The sequence below is a fragment of the Cupriavidus pauculus genome (assembly GCF_008801835.1).
Lineage (GTDB): Bacteria > Pseudomonadota > Gammaproteobacteria > Burkholderiales > Burkholderiaceae > Cupriavidus > Cupriavidus pauculus.
Map to the genome: position 1 here is coordinate 122,143 of NZ_VZOW01000007.1, position 17,362 is coordinate 139,504.

Annotated in this window: 17 protein-coding genes and 1 tRNA gene; 6 read left to right on the forward strand and 12 right to left on the reverse strand. The window is 65.9% G+C overall.

Features of this window, described 5'->3' with window-relative positions; translation table 11 throughout:
- Positions 1–10: 10 nt before the first annotated feature.
- Genes mdcE through mdcA form a run of 5 tightly spaced genes read right to left on the reverse strand, consistent with a single transcriptional unit; the run spans position 11 to position 4,608 of the window.
- Positions 11–850 carry a biotin-independent malonate decarboxylase subunit gamma gene (mdcE, locus tag F7R19_RS10620; RefSeq protein WP_150980332.1) on the reverse strand — a complete coding sequence of 280 codons (840 nt, stop codon included), beginning with the start codon at positions 848–850 and terminating at the stop codon, positions 11–13.
- On the reverse strand, positions 847–1,713 hold the full coding sequence (locus F7R19_RS10625; RefSeq protein WP_150980335.1) for a biotin-independent malonate decarboxylase subunit beta: 867 nt from the start codon (positions 1,711–1,713) through the stop codon (positions 847–849). The genes mdcE and F7R19_RS10625 overlap by 4 nt, the downstream gene beginning before the upstream one ends.
- Complete coding sequence (locus F7R19_RS10630; protein ID WP_061954591.1) at positions 1,710–2,027, reverse strand: malonate decarboxylase subunit delta; 318 nt, start codon at positions 2,025–2,027, stop codon at positions 1,710–1,712. Before F7R19_RS10630 ends, F7R19_RS10625 begins: the two co-directional genes overlap by 4 nt.
- On the reverse strand, positions 2,027–2,950 hold the full coding sequence (locus tag F7R19_RS10635; protein ID WP_150980337.1) for a triphosphoribosyl-dephospho-CoA synthase: 924 nt from the start codon (positions 2,948–2,950) through the stop codon (positions 2,027–2,029). Before F7R19_RS10635 ends, F7R19_RS10630 begins: the two co-directional genes overlap by 1 nt.
- Positions 2,950–4,608 (reverse strand): malonate decarboxylase subunit alpha, encoded by a 1,659-nt coding sequence (gene mdcA / locus F7R19_RS10640; RefSeq protein ID WP_150980339.1) that lies wholly within the window; start codon positions 4,606–4,608, stop codon positions 2,950–2,952. Before mdcA ends, F7R19_RS10635 begins: the two co-directional genes overlap by 1 nt.
- A 267-nt stretch (positions 4,609–4,875) precedes the next feature.
- Between mdcA and madL the strand changes: the two genes are divergently transcribed.
- Both madL and madM read left to right on the forward strand, forming a co-directional pair.
- Positions 4,876–5,271: a malonate transporter subunit MadL gene (gene madL / locus F7R19_RS10645; protein ID WP_061954597.1), complete on the forward strand. Its 396-nt coding sequence runs from the start codon at positions 4,876–4,878 to the stop codon at positions 5,269–5,271.
- Between the two features lie 15 nt (positions 5,272–5,286).
- Positions 5,287–6,069 carry a malonate transporter subunit MadM gene (madM, locus tag F7R19_RS10650; RefSeq protein ID WP_200898999.1) on the forward strand — a complete coding sequence of 261 codons (783 nt, stop codon included), beginning with the start codon at positions 5,287–5,289 and terminating at the stop codon, positions 6,067–6,069.
- A gap of 4 nt (positions 6,070–6,073) precedes the next feature.
- Here madM and F7R19_RS10655 read toward each other — a convergent pair whose 3' ends face one another.
- On the reverse strand, positions 6,074–6,979 hold the full coding sequence (locus F7R19_RS10655) for a LysR family transcriptional regulator (RefSeq protein WP_150980342.1): 906 nt from the start codon (positions 6,977–6,979) through the stop codon (positions 6,074–6,076).
- A gap of 281 nt (positions 6,980–7,260) precedes the next feature.
- On the opposite strand from F7R19_RS10655, the gene F7R19_RS10660 reads away from it, so the two are divergent.
- Together F7R19_RS10660 and F7R19_RS10665 are read left to right on the forward strand one after the other, a co-directional pair.
- The gene (locus F7R19_RS10660) at positions 7,261–7,566 is read left to right on the forward strand and encodes a DUF485 domain-containing protein (protein WP_061954600.1); all 306 of its coding nucleotides are present in this window, start codon (positions 7,261–7,263) and stop codon (positions 7,564–7,566) included.
- On the forward strand, positions 7,563–9,227 hold the full coding sequence (locus F7R19_RS10665) for a cation acetate symporter (protein WP_150980344.1): 1,665 nt from the start codon (positions 7,563–7,565) through the stop codon (positions 9,225–9,227). The genes F7R19_RS10660 and F7R19_RS10665 overlap by 4 nt, the downstream gene beginning before the upstream one ends.
- A gap of 40 nt (positions 9,228–9,267) precedes the next feature.
- On the opposite strand, the gene F7R19_RS10670 is transcribed toward F7R19_RS10665, so the two are convergent.
- From F7R19_RS10670 to F7R19_RS10680, 3 genes are all read right to left on the reverse strand, one after another.
- A complete protein-coding gene (locus tag F7R19_RS10670) occupies positions 9,268–9,600 on the reverse strand; it encodes a DUF2322 family protein (protein WP_150980347.1) in 333 nt (110 codons plus the stop codon).
- Between the two features lie 160 nt (positions 9,601–9,760).
- Positions 9,761–9,837, reverse strand: a tRNA-Val gene (locus tag F7R19_RS10675).
- Between the two features lie 155 nt (positions 9,838–9,992).
- Positions 9,993–10,796, reverse strand: coding sequence for a MipA/OmpV family protein (locus tag F7R19_RS10680; protein ID WP_061954606.1), 804 nt, complete (start codon positions 10,794–10,796; stop codon positions 9,993–9,995).
- A 376-nt stretch (positions 10,797–11,172) separates the two neighbouring features.
- On the opposite strand from F7R19_RS10680, the gene F7R19_RS10685 reads away from it, so the two are divergent.
- Complete coding sequence (locus F7R19_RS10685; RefSeq protein ID WP_150980349.1) at positions 11,173–12,807, forward strand: methyl-accepting chemotaxis protein; 1,635 nt, start codon at positions 11,173–11,175, stop codon at positions 12,805–12,807.
- Between the two features lie 87 nt (positions 12,808–12,894).
- On the opposite strand, the gene F7R19_RS10690 is transcribed toward F7R19_RS10685, so the two are convergent.
- Positions 12,895–13,398, reverse strand: coding sequence for a (R)-mandelonitrile lyase (locus tag F7R19_RS10690; protein ID WP_150980351.1), 504 nt, complete (start codon positions 13,396–13,398; stop codon positions 12,895–12,897).
- A 105-nt stretch (positions 13,399–13,503) separates the two neighbouring features.
- On the opposite strand from F7R19_RS10690, the gene F7R19_RS10695 reads away from it, so the two are divergent.
- The gene (locus tag F7R19_RS10695) at positions 13,504–14,436 is read left to right on the forward strand and encodes a LysR family transcriptional regulator (protein WP_150980354.1); all 933 of its coding nucleotides are present in this window, start codon (positions 13,504–13,506) and stop codon (positions 14,434–14,436) included.
- Here the strand turns inward: F7R19_RS10695 and F7R19_RS10700 are convergent.
- Both F7R19_RS10700 and F7R19_RS10705 read right to left on the reverse strand, forming a co-directional pair.
- Positions 14,408–16,741, reverse strand: coding sequence for a xanthine dehydrogenase family protein molybdopterin-binding subunit (locus tag F7R19_RS10700; RefSeq protein WP_150980357.1), 2,334 nt, complete (start codon positions 16,739–16,741; stop codon positions 14,408–14,410). The two genes, F7R19_RS10695 and F7R19_RS10700, sit on opposite strands and share 29 nt — an antisense overlap.
- Entirely contained in the window at positions 16,738–17,220 is a 483-nt protein-coding gene (locus F7R19_RS10705; protein ID WP_150980360.1) for a (2Fe-2S)-binding protein, read from the reverse strand. Before F7R19_RS10705 ends, F7R19_RS10700 begins: the two co-directional genes overlap by 4 nt.
- Positions 17,221–17,362: the final 142 nt, after the last annotated feature.

A 17,362-nucleotide genomic window follows, 5' to 3' on the forward strand; every position in this document is an offset into this window, starting at 1 on the left:
GCGGGAGACGTCAGTCGCGCCACTGGCTGGCCAGCAATGCGCGAACGCGCCGCGTGGCGCCACGGTGTTCTCCGTGCTGACGCGAGCGCAGGTCGCACTGGGGATCGGCATCGATGTCGGCCAGCGCGTCGTGCAGATGACGCATCACGACTTCGACATCGCCGGCATTGGGCGACGCGGCGTTCTCCACCGCGATCGTGCGCCACAGCAGGCCCAGGCTTGCATAGTTGTCGATGTCGTACGCCATCGGCGGCACGGTCGCGGCGAATGCCTCGAGTTCCTCCACGCTGCGCAGCGTAATGCGCGCGGCGGCTTCCTTGCCCATCGCGTGCACCTGCACGCCCGGATCGGCCAGCGCGAGGATGCGGTTGGCCTGATAACCATGCGCCAGGAACGCGCCCGACATCGCCTTGCCCACCAGAAGCGCAATGACCGGATGCCCTTGCAGACGCGCCGTGGCATAGGCGGCGGCCGCGCTGGCCAGCGCCTGATGAATGCCGAGCGCTTCCTCGCGGCGTCCGTAGGCCTGGCTTGGCGTGTCGACAATGGCGACGATGGCGCGCTTTATCGATGCGTCGCGATCGGCGTCGATGACCTCATGCACGGCGCGCGCGAGCGACCACCCTTCCAGCAGTCCCACTTCGCCGTTCCGGGCGCGCGGAAAAGGGTTGTCCGGATCCGGCACCACCGCGATCAGCCGCGTGCCACGTCCCCACAGCTCGACGTCGGCCAGCTGTACCGAGCGCGGATATCCGGCGCTGCGCACCGCACGCCCGCTCAAGGCATCGAGCCATGCCTGCCCGCGCCCGGCGATGTCCTGCGCGCGATGGGAATCGCTGGTCGTGCTCATTGCCGTTCTCCAAGAATGCTGCGTGCCGTGGCGGGGTCGATCTGCTGCGTCGCGCCGTGCGCCACATAGCCGGCGATGCGTTGCAGGTAATCGTCGTACCGTTCGCTGCGCAGTGCCGCATCGCGCGTGTGTTGCACCGAGGCATTGGCCAGCGCCGCCACGGCTTCGCGAATCTCGCGCGCGTCGTCGTCGACGAAGCGATCAACCAGTCCGGTCGCGTAGCGTTGCTCGCCGCCCGTCAGGCCCCAGATAAACGGCCGATCGCGCGAATCGTATTCGGCGATGCCCGCTTCCTGCTCGATCACGGCAGGGCCATTCAGGCCAAGGCGCGCCTCGCGCGTGACTACCAGCGCAGAGCACAGCCCCGCCGCGATCGACATGCCGCCAAAGCAGCCCACTTGTCCGGCGATCACGCCGACCACCGGCTGGTAGCGCCGCAGGTCGACGATGGCCGCGTGAATCTCGGCAATCGCAGCGAGGCCCAGATTGGCTTCCTGCAGCCGCACGCCGCCGGTTTCGAACAGGATCACCGCGCGCGTAGGCACGCCGTTGCGATTGTCGTCGGCGGCCAGTTCGAGCGCGCCCGCAATCTTGGCGCCGCCGACTTCGCCCAGGCTGCCGCCCTGGAACGCGCCTTCGATGGCCATCACGACCGCTGGCTGGCCGTCGATCTTTCCCTTGGCGACGATCACGCCGTCATCGCCTTGCGGCACCACGCCTTGACGCTCCAGCCAGGGCGACGTCAGGCCGTCGAACGGACCGGCCAGTTCGCGCAGCGTGCCTGCGTCGAGCAGCGCGCGGGCGCGCTCGCGCGCACCGAGTTCGATAAAGCTCTCACGCGATAACAAGGCGGCGCGGTTCATGTCGGCTCCTGATCGGGGTGCGGTGCCAGCGCTTCGAACGCTTCGGCCAGCCGCATGCCCACCACGCCCGGCGTGGCGCCGAAATCGTGGATGCGGATGCGCATGGCGGCGCGCGGCTCGGCGCTGAAGACGCGCGTCAGTTGCGCATCCCAGACACGACCGTAGCCGTTGACCGATGTGGTGACGTCGATCGATGTCCTTCCGGCTTCGCCCGGTTCGATCATCACCTCGAGATCGCCGGAGCCAACCACGCCAACCAGCACTCGGCGCGATGCCGGCGCGCCGGCGGCATATTCGAATCGGAGTTGTTCCATCAGGGCTCTCCCACGGCGCAAAGCCGATCAAGAAATAACGTGGCGGCCAGCAGATCGGCTGCGCCGCCGGGCGATGTCTGGTGCGCACGCATCGTGGCCTCGAGATCGTGCAGGCGGCGTCGGCCGCTCAGCGTGCCAATACCGCCCGCGTCGATCACTGCTTCGGCGCCGGCCTGCACGTCGGCCAGTCCCGCCAGTCCGGCGCGCGCCAGCACGCAGGTATCGTCCAGCTGCGCAACGATGGCGAGCAGCGTGTTGACCTGTGCGGTCGGTTCGGCGTCGCCGCGCGCGCGGCACGCGCGCAGCATGGGCAGGCCCACGCCGGTGACATGCGGAAACCCGGCCTCGGCCTGTTCGCGCGCGCCGCCCACGGCGTAGGTGGCGCGCACCCATTCACCCTTGTTGCCGGTGTGCGCAGGCCGATGACGATCCGGCATGCGTGCGATGACGCCAGCCATGCGCGCCACCGACGACGCGCTGCGCGTGCTGCCGAGCCAACCCGCAGCACCGGCCAGCAGGCCGAGCGCCCAGATTGCGCCGCGATGCGTGTTGACGCCGCCCGTGGCGCGCAGCATCTGCGCTTCTGCGCTGCGTCCGAGCGCGCCAAGCTGCTCGCGCAGCCCCGCGTCGAGGCGTCTGGCATGCTGGCCGGCGCGCGCCATCGCGACAAAGCCGTCGCGCAGGCTGTGCGCGGAATCGATCATCAGTTGCAGCGACATGTCGCGATGGCTGCCGTTGCCGCGGGCGTCGACGAGTCCGGGTTTGGGAGCGAGCGTGGCTTCGTCGATCAGGACCGCCACGGCGAGATCGCCTAGGGCCTGCGCCATGTCGACAACCGGCGCGGCGTGCGCGGCGTGCGCTGCGTGCGGTGCGGGAGGCAAGGGCGCGACGGGCAGGGCTGCCTGCGATGCGGGGAATCCCATCACCAGCTCCGGAAGCGTGCGGGCGGGTTGTAGAGGCCGCCCGACCATTCGACCAGATCCGCCATGCTTTTGGCGGCCAACAGCGACCGCGTGGCCTGTGCGCGATGCACGCCGAGATCCTCGGGCAGCGCGATCAGCCCGTCGCTGCGCATCTGGCGCGTGGTGGCGGGATCGTGGCGCATGCCGATCGGCGTCACGCCCGCCACGGCCGCGATCATCCTGCGACGTTCTTCCAGCGAGCGCGCCTTGTACAGGTAAGCAATGCCTTCTTCGGTCAGCACGTGCGTCACGTCGTCGCCGTAGATCATCACCGGCGCCAACGGCATGCCGCTGTCCTTGGCCACCTGCACTGCATCCATCGATTCGACAAAGGTCGGTTTGCCGCCCGCCTGGAAGGTTTCCACCATCTGCACCACCAGTTTGCGCCCGCGCGCGAGCGGGTCGTCGCTTTCGATCAGGTCCAGCCAGGCCGGCGTGGCGTGGCGTCGGCCGCCGGGATTGTGGCCCATGTTGGGCGCACCGCCGAAGCCGGACAGGCGTCCGCGCGTAACGGTCGACGAGTGCCCGTCGCCGTCGATCTGCAGCGTCGAGCCGATGAACAGATCCACCGCATATTGCCCGGCCAACTGGCACAGGGCGCGATTGGAACGCATGCTGCCATCCGCGCCGGTGAAGAACACATCGGGCCGCGCGGCCACGTAGTCTTCCATGCCGAGCTCGCTGCCAAAGCTGTGCACGCTTTCCACCCAGCCCGATTCGATCGCGGGGATCAGCGTGGGATGCGGGTTGAGCGTCCAGTACTTGCAGATCTTGCCCTTCAGGCCCAGTTGCTCGCCATAGGTGGGCAGGATCAGCTCGATGGCGGCCGTGTTGAAGCCGATGCCGTGATTGAGCGACTGCACGTTATGGCGTTCGTAGATGCCGCGGATCGCCATCATCGCCATCAGGATGTGCACCGGCTTGATCAGTCGCGGATCGCGCGTGAACAACGGCTCGCAGAAGAACGGCTTGTCCGACTGCACGACATAGTCGATCCAGGAGCCCGGGATATCCACGCGCGGCAGGTCGGCCGGGTCGTCGACGATCTCGTTGACCTGCGCAATCACGATGCCGTCGCGAAACGCCGCCGCTTCCACCAGCGCCGGGGAATCCTCGGTGCTGGGCCCGGTGTAGAGGTTGCCGTGGCGATCTGCCTTGTACCCGGCGGTCAGCACGATGTGCGGCGTCAGGTCGACATAGAGCCGCGAATACAGTTCGATATAGGTATGGATCGCGCCGATTTCGAGCAGTCCATCGGCGAGGAACTGCGAGATGCGCACGCTCTGCGCGCCCGCATACGCAAAGTCCAGCTTGCGTGCGATACCGCGCTCGAAGAGATCCAGATGTTCCACGCGGCTGACGCTGGGGATGATCATATGGAGGTCGTGCAGGCGCGTGGGATCGGCATCGGCCAGCGCGCGCGACAGAAAGTCCGCCTGCTTCTGGTTGTTGCCTTCCAGCACCACGCGGTCGCCCGGCGCGGTCACGGCTTCGAGGAAGGCAACGATGTCGCCGGTGGGAATGACCTTGCCTGTGGCGATGCTCGCCCCCAGGGCCTGCCGGCGGCGCTTTTCTGCGCGGCGCGTGTCCCACTGTCGTTCCGGTATCGGGTTCAGCATGGCGTCTCCGGTGTGCTGCGATCGTTACAGCAAAGATAGGGGAGGGCGCACCTCGCGAACAATCAACATCGGCGGCGAAACGTTACGCCCCGCGTAAATGATCCGCGCGCCATGTGCCGGGTACCCGGTGCCGGTCACGATTAACCGCACCGTAACGATCCGGCGGGGCAGGTTGATTGATGCGCGCCTGCGCGCTTCCTAGAGTTGTTGGTATATGCCCGGCACCGTACCGGCAGCATCACACAGACAACACCACCGGAGACAACCATGATCATCTACGGAACCGCCCTGCTGGCGATCTGCCATCTCGTAGGGCTCTATCTTGGCGACCTGCTGGGCGTCGCCATCGGCGTGAAGGCCAATGTGGGCGGCGTGGGCATCGCCATGCTGATGCTGATTTCGATCCGGCTGTATCTGCATGACCGCGGTCTGCTGCCGCGCGAAACGGAGGCGGGCGTTGGCTTCTGGGGCGCGATGTATATCCCCGTGGTGGTGGCGATGGCGGCGCAGCAGAACGTGGTGGCAGCGCTGCGCGGCGGGCCGGTCGCGCTTATCGCGGCGGTGCTGGCGGCCGGCGTGTGCGCCTGCCTGATCGCGCTGCTGAGCCGCACCGGCGACCACGAACCGCTACCGCCATTGCCGGCCGAAGCCGCAGCGCAATAAGACCGGGAGACTGACATGTCGATTGCTTCGCTGGCCGTGATGGCCCAGAACGTACTGCTGCACAACGGCCTGGTAACGGCGTTTGCCGCCGTTGGCATCGTGATGTGGGTGTCGTCCCAGATCTCGCGGAAACTGACGAAGGGACGCCTGCATGCGTCGGCCATTGCCATCATGATCGGCCTGGCGCTGGCGTATTACGGTGGCGTGGTCACGGGAAAGGACAAGGGCCTGGCCGATTTCGCGCTGTTTTCGGGCATCGGCCTGATGGGCGGCGCAATGCTGCGCGACTTCGCCATCGTCGCCACGGCCTTCGAAGTGCAGGTGCGCGAGGCGCGCAAGGCCGGCATGGTGGGCGTGGTGTCGCTGCTGCTGGGCACCGTGGTGCCATTTGTGGTGGGCGCCTGTGTGGCGCGCGCTTTTGGCTATGACGACGCCGTCAGCATGACAACGATCGGCGCCGGCGCGGTGACGTACATCGTCGGCCCGGTGACCGGGGCGGCGCTGGGCGCCAGTTCCGATGTCATCGCGCTGTCGATCGCAACGGGGCTGATCAAGGCCATCATCGTGATGGTCGGCACGCCGTTCGCGGCGGGCTTCCTGGGCTTGAACAACCCGCGCGCGGCCATGGTGTTTGGCGGACTGGCCGGAACGGTCAGTGGCGTATCGGCCGGACTTGCCGCAACGGACCGTCGCCTGGTGCCATACGGCGCGCTGGTGGCCACTTTCCACACTGGCCTCGGCTGCCTGCTGGGGCCGTCGGTGCTGTATCTGGCGACCAAGGCGATCGTCGGGGGATGAGCGTTCAGTGTGTGAGCATGCGGCACACGGCCGCCAGCGCCAGCAGATTGGGATCGCGTTCGCGGCGGCGTAGGAAGCTCAGGCCGATGGACTGCTTCATGTCGAAGTCGGGCGTCAGCGGTATCAAGGCAACGTTGCGCGCAAAGACGTCGCGCACCCGGCCCGGCAGCAGCGAGTAGCCGATGCCGCCGCCCACCAGATTCATCAGCGAGAAAATATCGCCCACCTTCATGACCACGTTTGGCGTGAAGTCGGCGATGCGGAAAGCCTCGGCAAATCCGCTCGACGTCACGAAGCCATCGCCGAGCGCCACAAAAGGCTCGTCGCGGCATTGGCGCAGATCCACGGCGTCCATGCTGGCATAGTGGGAATCGGCCGGCGCGGCGAAGAAGATGTCGTCCTCGAACATCGGGATCGACTCGATCTCGGTGGAGGCTTCGGGCAGGCCCATCAGCGTGGCGTCGATCGTGCCCTGGCGCAGCTTGTCGAGCAGGTCGGCGTTGGAACCGAGCACTAGTTCAGTCTGCAGTTCCGGGCGGCGCATCTTGATGCCGATGACCACCTGCGGCACGGTGCGGATGGTCAGCGAATACAGCGATCCGATCTTGAGCTGGTCGGCTGAATACCCGGCGGCCTCGCGCGTCATGCGCACGCCGTCGGCCATGGTCTTGATCACATCGCGCGCCACATCGGCCAACACATGCGCGGCTTCGGTCGGCAACAGGCTGCGGCCCTCGTGGCGGAACAGCGCGCAGCGCAGTCCTTCTTCGAGCGAATGCAGCGCACGGTGCACGCTGACGGTGCTGACGTCCAGCGTTTCGGCCGCCTTCGCCAGATTGCCGGTCTCCATGAAAGCGAGCAGCGCTTCGAGTTTGCGGAAGGTGATGTCTTCGCTGATGCGTTCGGGCATGGCGGGGCGTGTGGGCGAACAGGCCACGATGATCGCACACCGTGGCGCGCGATGTCATGGCGCTCGCTTGCGTGTCCGGTAGGCCGCGGCGCTGGTGCGCTGTTCGAAGCGCGGCGCGTACGCGCATCGTCGATCACAACGCGCCGCCGTCGCCACGTGCGATGCGCGGCGCTTAACGTTTACCCCGGCAACGCGCGGCGCACGCTGTAAGAACCGGGTAAGCGGCGCGCTTTACCTTACGGTCATCGTCGAAACAAAAGCTGATACGCAGGAGACACGCGATGCACGATGATCTGATCGAGAAACTGAAGGCCAGCCCGCATTACCGGGACCTGGTGCGCCGGCGCAGCCGGCTGGGCTGGCTGCTGACGGCCGTGGTGCTGGTGGTCTACTACGGCTATGTGCTGCTGATTGCGTTCGACAAGGAACTGCTGGCGCGCCGCGTGGGCGACGGCGTGACGACGTGGGGCATGCCGATCGGGCTGTTCGTGATCGTGTTCACGGTGGTGATCACCGGGCTCTATGTGCGCCACGCCAACGGCGTCTATGACGACCTGACCGAGAAGATCAAGCGGGAGGTCGCATGAATACGTATCGCGCGATGGGCGCCAGCGCGCTGCTGGGCCTGTGTTGCACGGCCGCGTTTGCGGCGGGCGGCGATCTGGGGCAGGCGGTCAAGCAGCCCACCAACTGGACGGCCATCGCCATGTTCGTGGTGTTCGTCATCGGCACGCTGTTCATCACCAAATGGGCCGCCAAGAGGACCACATCGGCGGCCACCTTCTATACGGGCGGCGGCGGTATCACGGGTTTTCAGAATGGCCTGGCGATTGCTGGCGATTTCATGTCGGCGGCTTCGTTCCTGGGCATTTCCGCTGCGGTGTACACCAGCGGCTACGATGGCCTGATCTATTCCATCGGCTTCCTGGTGGGCTGGCCGATCATCACGTTCCTGATGGCCGAGCGGCTGCGTAACCTGGGCCGCTTCACGTTTGCGGACGTGGCGGCGTATCGCTTCAAGCAGACGCCGATCCGCGCCTTCGCGGCGTCGGGCACGCTCGTCGTCGTGGCGTTCTACCTGATCGCCCAGATGGTGGGCGCGGGGCAACTGATCAAGCTGCTGTTTGGGCTGGAGTACTGGGTGGCGGTGGTCATCGTCGGTGCGCTGATGATGATCTACGTGCTGTTTGGCGGCATGACGGCCACCACGTGGGTGCAGATCATCAAGGCCTGCCTGCTGCTGGGCGGCGCGTCGTTCATGGCCTTCATGGTGCTGGCGCAGTTTCACTTCAGCCCCGAGGCGCTGTTCGCCAAGGCGGTGGAGGTGCACGCGAAGAAGGATTCGATCATGAGTCCCGGCAACTTCATCAAGGATCCGATCTCGGCGATTTCGTTCGGTATCGCGCTGATGTTCGGCACGGCCGGGCTGCCGCATATCCTGATGCGCTTCTTCACCGTGCCCAATGCCAAGGAAGCGCGCAAGTCGGTGTTCTGGGCCACCACCTGGATCGGCTATTTCTACATCCTGACCTTTATCATCGGCTTTGGCGCGATCGTGCTGGTCAGCACCAACGCCAGTTTTCAGGACGGCAGCGGCAAGCTGCTGGGCGGCGTGAACATGGCGGCGGTGCACCTGGCCAGCGCTGTGGGCGGCAACGTGTTCCTGGGCTTTATTTCGGCCGTGGCGTTCGCCACCATCCTCGCCGTGGTGGCCGGCCTCACGCTGGCCGGCGCGTCAGCCGTATCGCACGACCTCTATGCCACGGTGTTCAAGCACGGCAAGGCCTCCAGCGCCATGGAGCTGCGCGTATCGCGCATCACGACGATGGTCCTGGGCTTGGTCGCCGTGGTGCTCGGGATCGTGTTCGAGAAGCAGAACATCGCGTTCATGGTGTCGCTGGCGTTTGCCGTGGCTGCTTCGGCCAACTTCCCGGTGCTGTTCATGTCCGTGCTATGGAAGGGCTGCACCACGCGCGGCGCGATGGTCGGCGGATTCCTCGGCCTGCTGTCGGCGGTGGTGCTGACCGTGCTGTCGCAGGCGGTATGGGTCGACGTGTTCCACTTCAAGAGCGCGCCGTTCCCGTACACGTCGCCGGCGCTGTTCTCGATGACGATCGGCTTTGTCGGCATCTGGCTGGTGTCGATCAACGACCGGTCCGCGCGGGCGCGTGTGGACAAGGCAGGCTTCGAGGCGCAGGAACTGCGTTCCGAAACCGGTATCGGCGCGGTCCAGGCGTCGGCGCACTGATGCCTGCGGCGGCCGGCGCGGCGCGTGGACAGATGCGCAATCAGTCCTTGGCGACGACCTCAATGCGCAGCGCGGGCGCGCCGGCCACGATGGCCAGCAGGCGGTCGACATTGGGATGCGCGCCGGGCCGGTTGCGGGCGTCGGCGGTGTGCTCGGCAAACACTTCCAGCGCATGCGCCGCGGCCTGCGCATCGAGTTTGTCGAATGACTGCCGAATATAGTTGTAGACAGCCACCGAACCCTGCTTGCCCGGCATGTTTTCGATGCTCGCGGCGACGACGCCTTGCGCATCGAGCAGATCGATGCGCGCGATGCCGTCGATCGCGGGCAGCTGGGCGAGGTTGTCCTTGAATACGTTGCCGGGCTGAATCATGGGGGCGCTCCGTGGTGCGTGATGCCGAAAATGTCGCGGCTGTCATGGCGACTGGCGGCGGGGAAAGGCCAAAACAGGGCCCAAATCGGGCCATACCGGACCAAAACCAAGACAAAAACGGACGGTGCCTTTCGGCGACCGTCCGTTCCTGTTTGTGCGTTGGTAGGCTCGATTGGACTCGAACCAACGACCCCCACCATGTCAAGGTGGTGCTCTAACCAGCTGAGCTACGAGCCTGAAGAGGGGCGAATTCTATCGGCAGGTTTCGGATCGCGCAAGTATTTCTTGCGCACGCCGCCCGATCGACATGTTTTGCTTTGGTTTGCCTTGAGGCTGCGGATGCGCCACGATGGCCGTTGCCTGCATGGACGCGCCTGCCGCGCTGGGGACGCTCAGCGCCAAGCGTAGGCCAGGCCCGCGCCGTAGGTGATCTGGTTGCGGGTGCCGCGCTGGGTCACGATGGGGCTGTCGCCGGCGCCCCCGGTCAGCCGTTGCATGTAGATCATCGCGCCCGCATACCAGTGCTTGTCGATCTGGTAGATCGCCGCCAGCCAGCCCGTGTATTGTTCGAGGCCGCCGCCGGGGCTGTAGATCGGCAGGCCGCTGGCCGCGCTGTCGCCGGACGTGACGCCAAAATAGGTCTGGTTGAAGCTGCGGCTCACCCACGTCATGCCGAAGCCCGCGCCAAGGAACACGCGCGGCGAAACCGGCGCCCAGAACGTGCCCGACGCGGTGACGCGCATGCCGCCGTACTCGATTCCAGCATTGGTCATCACATTGACGCCGCCGCGCAGCCGGTAGGGGACGCCGCCCGTGGCGATGTATTCGTAGCCGATAAATCCGCCGGCCTCCACCGTGGTGTCGATGTCGTGGATGCGCGCGACAACCGGGTCGTCGACGTTCTTGCGGCCCAGGCGCAGCCCCACGGCGGGCCCGTATTGCAGGCCGGTCAGGCCGCCAAAGTTGAACTGCGCGAACGGACCGTACCATTCCAGCAGCTTGCCGCTCTCGGTGGTGTAGCGCAGGCCGGGCACCACGCCCAGCATTCTTTCGTTGCCGCCCGCGTATTGCGTGGTGGACCCGATGCCGAGGCCCACCATGTTGGGCAGCTCACCCGGCAAATCGACCGGCGCGGCGTGGGCGGCGCCGCTTATCGCCGCCAGGCACAGCAGCGTCGCGGCCAGCGGCGTACGCATCGCGCAGCGGACATCTTGGCGCCGGGCGGAGGGTGGCGGCCGCCGCGTTGCGCGGCAATCGACGAGGTGGGACGCAAGGTGGGACGCGGGCATGTGCAGGCACGCGCGGGCTGGCGCGAGACGAAACAGGAACAGCCGGCGAGTGTGCGTGGCGCGAACGGCGAATGGAATTGAGATTTTTCGCGCGGCGCATTAAGCGAAGTGGATGGCCGCGGCCGTGGCTGCCGCCGCCATCCCGCCTCAAGTTTTGCGTCCCGCAGCCGTAGACCGAAATAGGTCCGTCCGATAACGATAACCAGCGGCGCAGCCAGACGGCAGACCTTCATCACCGCGCAGTGGGCAATGACCCCGCGCCGCACGCTTACGGAGACATGAAATGATGAAGCAACTGTCGATCAGGGGCTCGTTGAGCTTGCTGGTCGCGTTCTTTGGTGTGGCGCTGGTGATCGGCGCCACTGTGGGGCTGTATTCGATACGCGCGGGCAATGATGCGCTGCGGCAGACCTACACCGTCGACACCCCAGCGGTGGCCGATCTTGAGGGCAGCGCGGCCCAGTTGCTGCGCTTGCGTCTGGCGCTGGCCACCTATGCGTCGCTGACCGAACTCGGCGATCAGGATGGCGCCAAGGCCGTGCTCAAGCGTTTCGACCAATATCTGGTCAACGCCAACGAGCGCATCGATCACTATCTGAGCGTGACAGGCAATGGCGACGAGCAACAGCAGCGCCTGCTCAAGGACATGCAGGACAAGCGCGCCAAATTCCTGCGCGAAGGCGTCGATCCCGCGCTGGCCGCGCTGAAGGCTGGGGATCGTCAGACTTTCCTGCAACTGCAGGCGCACAAGCTGCCGCCACTCTACGGTGCCTACGAGAAAGCGATGCTGGCGCTGGAAACCCTGCAGGTCTCCTACGGGGAGCGCCGCTACAACGACGCGCAGGCGCGCTTTCGCATCGTGGTCTGGGCGGTGGCGATCGGCCTGGCTGGCGCGCTGTTGCTGGCGTGGCTGGCGCGTGTGGCGATGATCCGTGCCATCGTCGCGCCCGTCGATGCCGCTGTCGCGCAATTCCAGCGCATTGCAAGCGGCGATCTGACCGGGCGCGTGCAGATTGCGCGCAGCCGCGAGATGCATCGCCTGACCAGCGCTCTACAGCAGATGCAGGCGTCGCTGATCGAGACCGTGGGCACGGTGCGTGGCGGCACCGATGCGATCCGCCACGGCGTGCACGAAATCTCCAGCGGCAATACCGATCTCTCGCAGCGCACCGAGGAACAGGCCGCGTCGCTTGAACAGACGGCGGCCAGCATGGAACAACTGACGTCCACCGTGAAGCAGACCGCCGACAACGCCACGCAAGCCAGCCGGCTGGCGCAAGGCGCATCGGGTCTGGCCGCGCAGGGCGGGGAACTGTCGCAACAGGTGGTCGACACCATGCAGCACATCGTGGCGGATTCGCACAAGATTGGCGACATCGTCGGCGTGATCGAAAGCATCGCGTTCCAGACCAATATCCTCGCCCTCAATGCAGCCGTGGAAGCGGCGCGCGCCGGCGAGCAGGGGCGCGGGTTCGCCGTGGTGGCGTCCGAGGTGCGCGCGCTGGCGCAGCGCAGCGCGGGCGCAGCCAAGGAAATCAAGGGACTGATCGAGTTGTCCGCCAATCGCGTGGAAGCGGGCGCAGGCCTGGTGGCGCAATCCGGCAGCACGATGGGCGAAATCGTCGACGCCATCGCCCGGGTCAGCGATCTGATGAACGAAATCGCCTCGGCGGCTGCCGAGCAAAGCAGCGGCATCGATCAGGTGAATCAGGCCGTCACGCAAATGGACGAGGTCACGCAGCAGAACGCCGCGCTGGTGGAACAGGCAGCCGCCGCCGCGGGCGCACTCGAAGAGCAGGCGCAGCGCTTGTCCGATGCGGTGGCGGTGTTCAGCATCGACGTGCACCAGAGCGGCCTGTCGCTGGCGCAACCCCGGCGCGCTGCCGCGCATCTGACGTTGCAGCCGGCGGGCGTATAGGCAAGCGGGTGCGGCATGCCGAACCCTCAATCGAGACTCTGCAGGGCGACGCGGTTCTGGGCAAGGCGCTGGCGTTGATGCATACGCCTACCGCTGCCCCGCGCTGCCGTACTGCTCGTTGTCCACGGGCTCCATCCAGTCCACCGCCTTCCCTTCAAGCGCCTCCGCAATGGCGATATGCACCATGGTCGAATGGGCTGTCGCGCCGTGCCAGTGTTTGGTATTGGGTGGAATCCAGACGATGTCGCCCGGCCGGATGGTCTGGACCAAGTCGCCCCATTGCTGGACGAAGCCCGTGCCGGCCACGACCAGAAGCGTCTGCCCGAGCGGGTGACTGTGCCATGCAGTGCGCGCACCGGGTGCGAACGTGACGGTGGCGCCGCCGACGCGGGCAGGCAGGGGTGCCTGGAAATGCGCGTCGATGCGCACGCTGCCGGTAAAGCTGGCGGCAGCCCCTTCCATCGATGGCTGGACTTCGGCGCGCGTGACCGTGATCTCGGGGCGGCGCGCCGGAGTCGTGGCGATGCCGTTCGCGCCGGGCAAGAGGCAAAACGGATGATCTGAAGTCTGCGAAGGGTGCGAAGGGTGCATGGAGGCGTCCTGACAAAACACTTGCGCGGCGCGCGCGACAGGCAGAACAATAGGGCGAAAATTCATGAAATGCATTCATAGCGCCAAACGCGGCGCGCCCTGACCATGCCCCGTCATAACCTCAACGATCTCCTCGCATTGATTACCGTTGCCCGCGAGCGAAGCTTCACGCGCGCGGCGGCTCGCCTCGACGTCACGCAATCGGCGTTGAGCCACACCATCCGCAATCTCGAGACAAAACTGGGCGTGCGGCTGCTTACGCGGACCACGCGCAGCGTGTCGACTACCGAGGCCGGCGAAAGGCTGATCCGCTCGATCGGGCCGAAGTTCGATGAAATCGAAGCCGATCTCTCGGCGGTGGCCGAGCTGGGCGATCGTCCGGCTGGCACCATCCGCATCACGGCGGTGGACCATCCGATCGACGCCATCATCTGGCCCCGTCTGGCCAAGGTGCTACCGCAGTACCCGGAGCTCAATGTCGAGCTGACCGTCGACTACGGCCTTACCAATATCGTTGGAGATCGTTACGACATCGGCGTGCGGTTCGGTGATCAAATCGAGAAGGACATGATCGCCGTGCGCATCAGTCCCGACGTGAAGATGGCCATCGCGGCGGCGCCCGCATATTTCAAGGGGCGCGACAAGCCGATGACGCCGCGCGATCTGCTATCGCACCGCTGCATCTGCTTGCGGCTGGCCACCAGCGGCGGGCTCTATGCGTGGGAACTGGCCAAGGGGTCCAAGAAGCTGCAGGCGCGCGTGGAAGGCCAGGTGGTGTGCAACGGCGTCAATCAGATGCTCAATGCCGCGCTCGACGGCTTCGGACTTGTGTTCCTGCCGTTGCCGATCATCCAGCCCTTTGCGGACAAGGGAAAACTGGTCAAGGTCATGGAAGACTGGTGTCCCACCTTCCCCGGCTATCACGCGTTTTATCCAAGCCGCAGGCAGTCATCGCGGGCGCTCAAGATCGTCATCGACGCCATCCGGTACAAACCGGATGGCATGACGTCTAAGCCTGCGAAAGCTGGTCACGGATAGGCAACGACCGAATGCGCGTTCCGGTCGCCGCAAAGATCGCGTTGCACAGCGCGGGCGCGATGGGCGGCACGGGCGGCTCGCCGACGCCGCCGGGCGGCACGTCGAAATCGCCGCCCACCATCCACGTGTGGATGGCTCGTGGCGCCATGTGGGAACGCAGGATCTCGAAGTCGTGGAAGTTGCTTTGCTGCACGCGACCGTCCTTGAAAGAGATCTCGCCGAGCATCGCCAGGCCGATGCCCATCACGCATCCGCCTTCCACCTGCGAGCGAATGCGCTCGGGATTGACCTGCGGCCCGCAATCGATCGCCATGTCCACGCGCGGAATGGTGATCTGGCCCTTGGCATCCACCGCCACTTCGACCACGGTGGCCACATAGGTCACGAAGCTGTAAGCCATGGCGATGCCCAGACCATGCCCCTTCGGCAGCTTGCGGCCCCAATTGGCCCTGCGCGCCGCTTCCTCGATGACCCGGCGCATGCGGCCGGTGTCGAGTGGATACACGTCAGGCGATTCGTTGTAGTTCCAGCTGTCCGACAGCGTTGTGGGGTCGATCTTGCGCGGCGGGCCGATCAGTTCCAGCAGATAGTCCTTCGGGTCACGACGCGCCTGATGCGCGAGTTCCGCAACGAAGCTCTGCACCGCGAACGCATGCGGGATATTCGACACGGACCGGAACCAGCCAATGCGCGTATGCGCGGGCACGTCGGCCGATTCCAGCCGGATCGACGGGATCTGGTACGGGATGTTGATGGCTGTCATCCCGGCTTCGAACGGCGCCTTGCCCATCGCCCCAACCGTGAAGGTCGAAGCGATGGTGGGCGCTGCCGACCTGTGCAGCCATGCCGTCGGTTTGCCGCTGGCATCGAGCACGGACTCGATGCGCTCGACCGACACCGTGTGGTAGTAGTCGTGATGAATGTCGTCGTCGCGCGTCCACTGCAGCTTGACCGGCTTGCCGTCCATCGCCTTGGATACCAGCGCGGCTTCGGAGATAAAGTCCGCCATCGACTTGCGCCCAAATCCGCCGCCCAGCAAGGTCAGATGCAGCGTCACGTCCCTGGCGTCGATGCCGAGGTGCTTCGCCACGCTTTCCAATGCGCCCTGCGGCGCTTGCGAAGGCGCCCAGATCTCGCACTTGCCGTCGACAAAGCGCGCGGTAGCCACGGGGGTTTCCATCGATGCATGCGCGAGATGCGGGATGTAGTACTCGGCGGAAACCTTGCGCTGCGCGCCGGCAGCCGACAGCGCCGCCACGGCATCGCCATCGCTGCGCAACGCCTTGCCGGGCTTGCGCGCGCCGGCTTCGAGCGTGCGGCGGAAAGCGGCCGAGTCGTAGCCTGCATTGGCGCCATGGTCCCAGTCGAGCTTGAGTGCCGCGCGGCCCTGCATCGCCGCCCAGGTGTTGGTGGCCACCACGGCAACACCGCCAACGGGATTGAACAGCGGCGGGCCGTCGTAGGGCTTCAGTTCGATGACGCGCAGCACGCCGGGTACCTTCAATGCGTCGGCGCTATCGACCTTGCGCAGCTTGCCGCCATAGACGGGCGGACGTGCGATCACCGCGTAGACCATGCCCGGCAGTCGCACGTCGATACCGTAGGTGGCCTTGCCGTGCACGATATCGCGGCTATCGGTCGGAAGGATCTTGCCGCGGCCGATATAGCGGAATGCGTCCGGCTGCTTGAGGCGCAACTGGTTATGCGTGGGCACCGGCTGGCGCATGGCGGCTTCGGCCAGATCGCCATATCCGATGCGGCGCCCCGTGGCCGCGTGAATGACTTCATGGTTGCGCGCCTGCACCTCGGTGACGGGCACCTTCCATTGCGCAGCGGCTGCAGCTTCGAGCATCTGGCGCGCCGACGCCCCGACCCGGCGCATCGGCGCAAGAAAATGCCGCATGCTGCGCGATCCGTCCACATTCTGGCTGCCGTAGCGCGCCTCGTTGGCGTCCGCCTGCACGATCCTGACGCGGCTCCAGTCCGCTTCCATTTCGTCGGCGACCACCATCGGCAGGCTGGTTCGTACGCCCGTACCCATCTCGGCGCGATGCGCCACGATGGTCACGGTGCCGTCGCGCGCAATCGACACGAACACCAGTGGATCGTCCACGATGCCACCCGGCATGGCCGCGCCACCGTATTTCTTTTCCGCCTGCGCCGCATCGGCCTTCGAGATCAGACCGCCAAACTGGAGCGCCAGCGCGAATGCCGCGCCGGCCTGCAGCACGCGGCGGCGCGCCGGTTGCTGGGGGATGTCGAGCGTGTCGAGCGTGTCGAGCGTGTTGTGCGTGGTGCGGGTCATGCCTGGGCTCCCGTCTTGCCGGCGGCGAGCCTTGTGGACGCCAGTTTCACCGCTGCATTGATGCGCGTGTAGGTTCCGCAACGGCACAGATTGCCGCTCATGCCGGCGACGATCTGCTCATCCGTGGGCTTTGGATTCGCCTTCAGCAACGCCGTGGCCGTCATGATCTGTCCGGCCTGGCAATAGCCGCACTGGGCGACACCTAGCTCGACCCACGCATCCTGGACAGCCCGCCCGACGCGATCCGACTCCATCGATTCGATCGTACGCACGCGCTTGTTGCCGATGGCCGAGATCGGCGTGACACAGGACCGCACGGCCTGGCCGTCGACATGGACGGTACACGCGCCGCAAAGCGCCATGCCGCATCCGAACTTGGTGCCGGTGAAGCCGAGCGCGTCGCGTAGCGTCCACAGTAGCGGGGTGTCGGCGGAGAGGTCGACGTCGTGAACCTGGCCGTTGATGTTTAGCGTTGTCATGGGCGGAGGGGAGGCAGGGGGACCGCAGCATGGTAGCGGATGGCGCGAACGCTGATTACACGCTTCTGCTCATTGCCTTCATGAGGTGGATTCATCAATGTCTTTCATGAAGCTTGCTCATCAAGGCAACAAGTATTGTGCG

Excerpts from the sequence above, each read along its gene's own strand:
- mdcE (WP_150980332.1), bottom strand. The coding sequence starts at position 850 with ATGAGCACGACCAGCGATTCCCATCGCGCGCAGGACATCGCCGGGCGC.
- F7R19_RS10625 (WP_150980335.1), bottom strand. The coding sequence starts at position 1,713 with ATGAACCGCGCCGCCTTGTTATCGCGTGAGAGCTTTATCGAACTCGGT.
- F7R19_RS10630 (WP_061954591.1), bottom strand. The coding sequence starts at position 2,027 with ATGGAACAACTCCGATTCGAATATGCCGCCGGCGCGCCGGCATCGCGC.
- F7R19_RS10635 (WP_150980337.1), bottom strand. The coding sequence starts at position 2,950 with ATGGGATTCCCCGCATCGCAGGCAGCCCTGCCCGTCGCGCCCTTGCCT.
- mdcA (WP_150980339.1), bottom strand. The coding sequence starts at position 4,608 with ATGCTGAACCCGATACCGGAACGACAGTGGGACACGCGCCGCGCAGAA.
- madL (WP_061954597.1), top strand. The coding sequence starts at position 4,876 with ATGATCATCTACGGAACCGCCCTGCTGGCGATCTGCCATCTCGTAGGG.
- madM (WP_200898999.1), top strand. The coding sequence starts at position 5,287 with ATGTCGATTGCTTCGCTGGCCGTGATGGCCCAGAACGTACTGCTGCAC.
- F7R19_RS10655 (WP_150980342.1), bottom strand. The coding sequence starts at position 6,979 with ATGCCCGAACGCATCAGCGAAGACATCACCTTCCGCAAACTCGAAGCG.
- F7R19_RS10660 (WP_061954600.1), top strand. The coding sequence starts at position 7,261 with ATGCACGATGATCTGATCGAGAAACTGAAGGCCAGCCCGCATTACCGG.
- F7R19_RS10665 (WP_150980344.1), top strand. The coding sequence starts at position 7,563 with ATGAATACGTATCGCGCGATGGGCGCCAGCGCGCTGCTGGGCCTGTGT.
- F7R19_RS10670 (WP_150980347.1), bottom strand. The coding sequence starts at position 9,600 with ATGATTCAGCCCGGCAACGTATTCAAGGACAACCTCGCCCAGCTGCCC.
- F7R19_RS10680 (WP_061954606.1), bottom strand. The coding sequence starts at position 10,796 with ATGCGTACGCCGCTGGCCGCGACGCTGCTGTGCCTGGCGGCGATAAGC.
- F7R19_RS10685 (WP_150980349.1), top strand. The coding sequence starts at position 11,173 with ATGATGAAGCAACTGTCGATCAGGGGCTCGTTGAGCTTGCTGGTCGCG.
- F7R19_RS10690 (WP_150980351.1), bottom strand. The coding sequence starts at position 13,398 with ATGCACCCTTCGCACCCTTCGCAGACTTCAGATCATCCGTTTTGCCTC.
- F7R19_RS10695 (WP_150980354.1), top strand. The coding sequence starts at position 13,504 with ATGCCCCGTCATAACCTCAACGATCTCCTCGCATTGATTACCGTTGCC.
- F7R19_RS10700 (WP_150980357.1), bottom strand. The coding sequence starts at position 16,741 with ATGACCCGCACCACGCACAACACGCTCGACACGCTCGACACGCTCGAC.
- F7R19_RS10705 (WP_150980360.1), bottom strand. The coding sequence starts at position 17,220 with ATGACAACGCTAAACATCAACGGCCAGGTTCACGACGTCGACCTCTCC.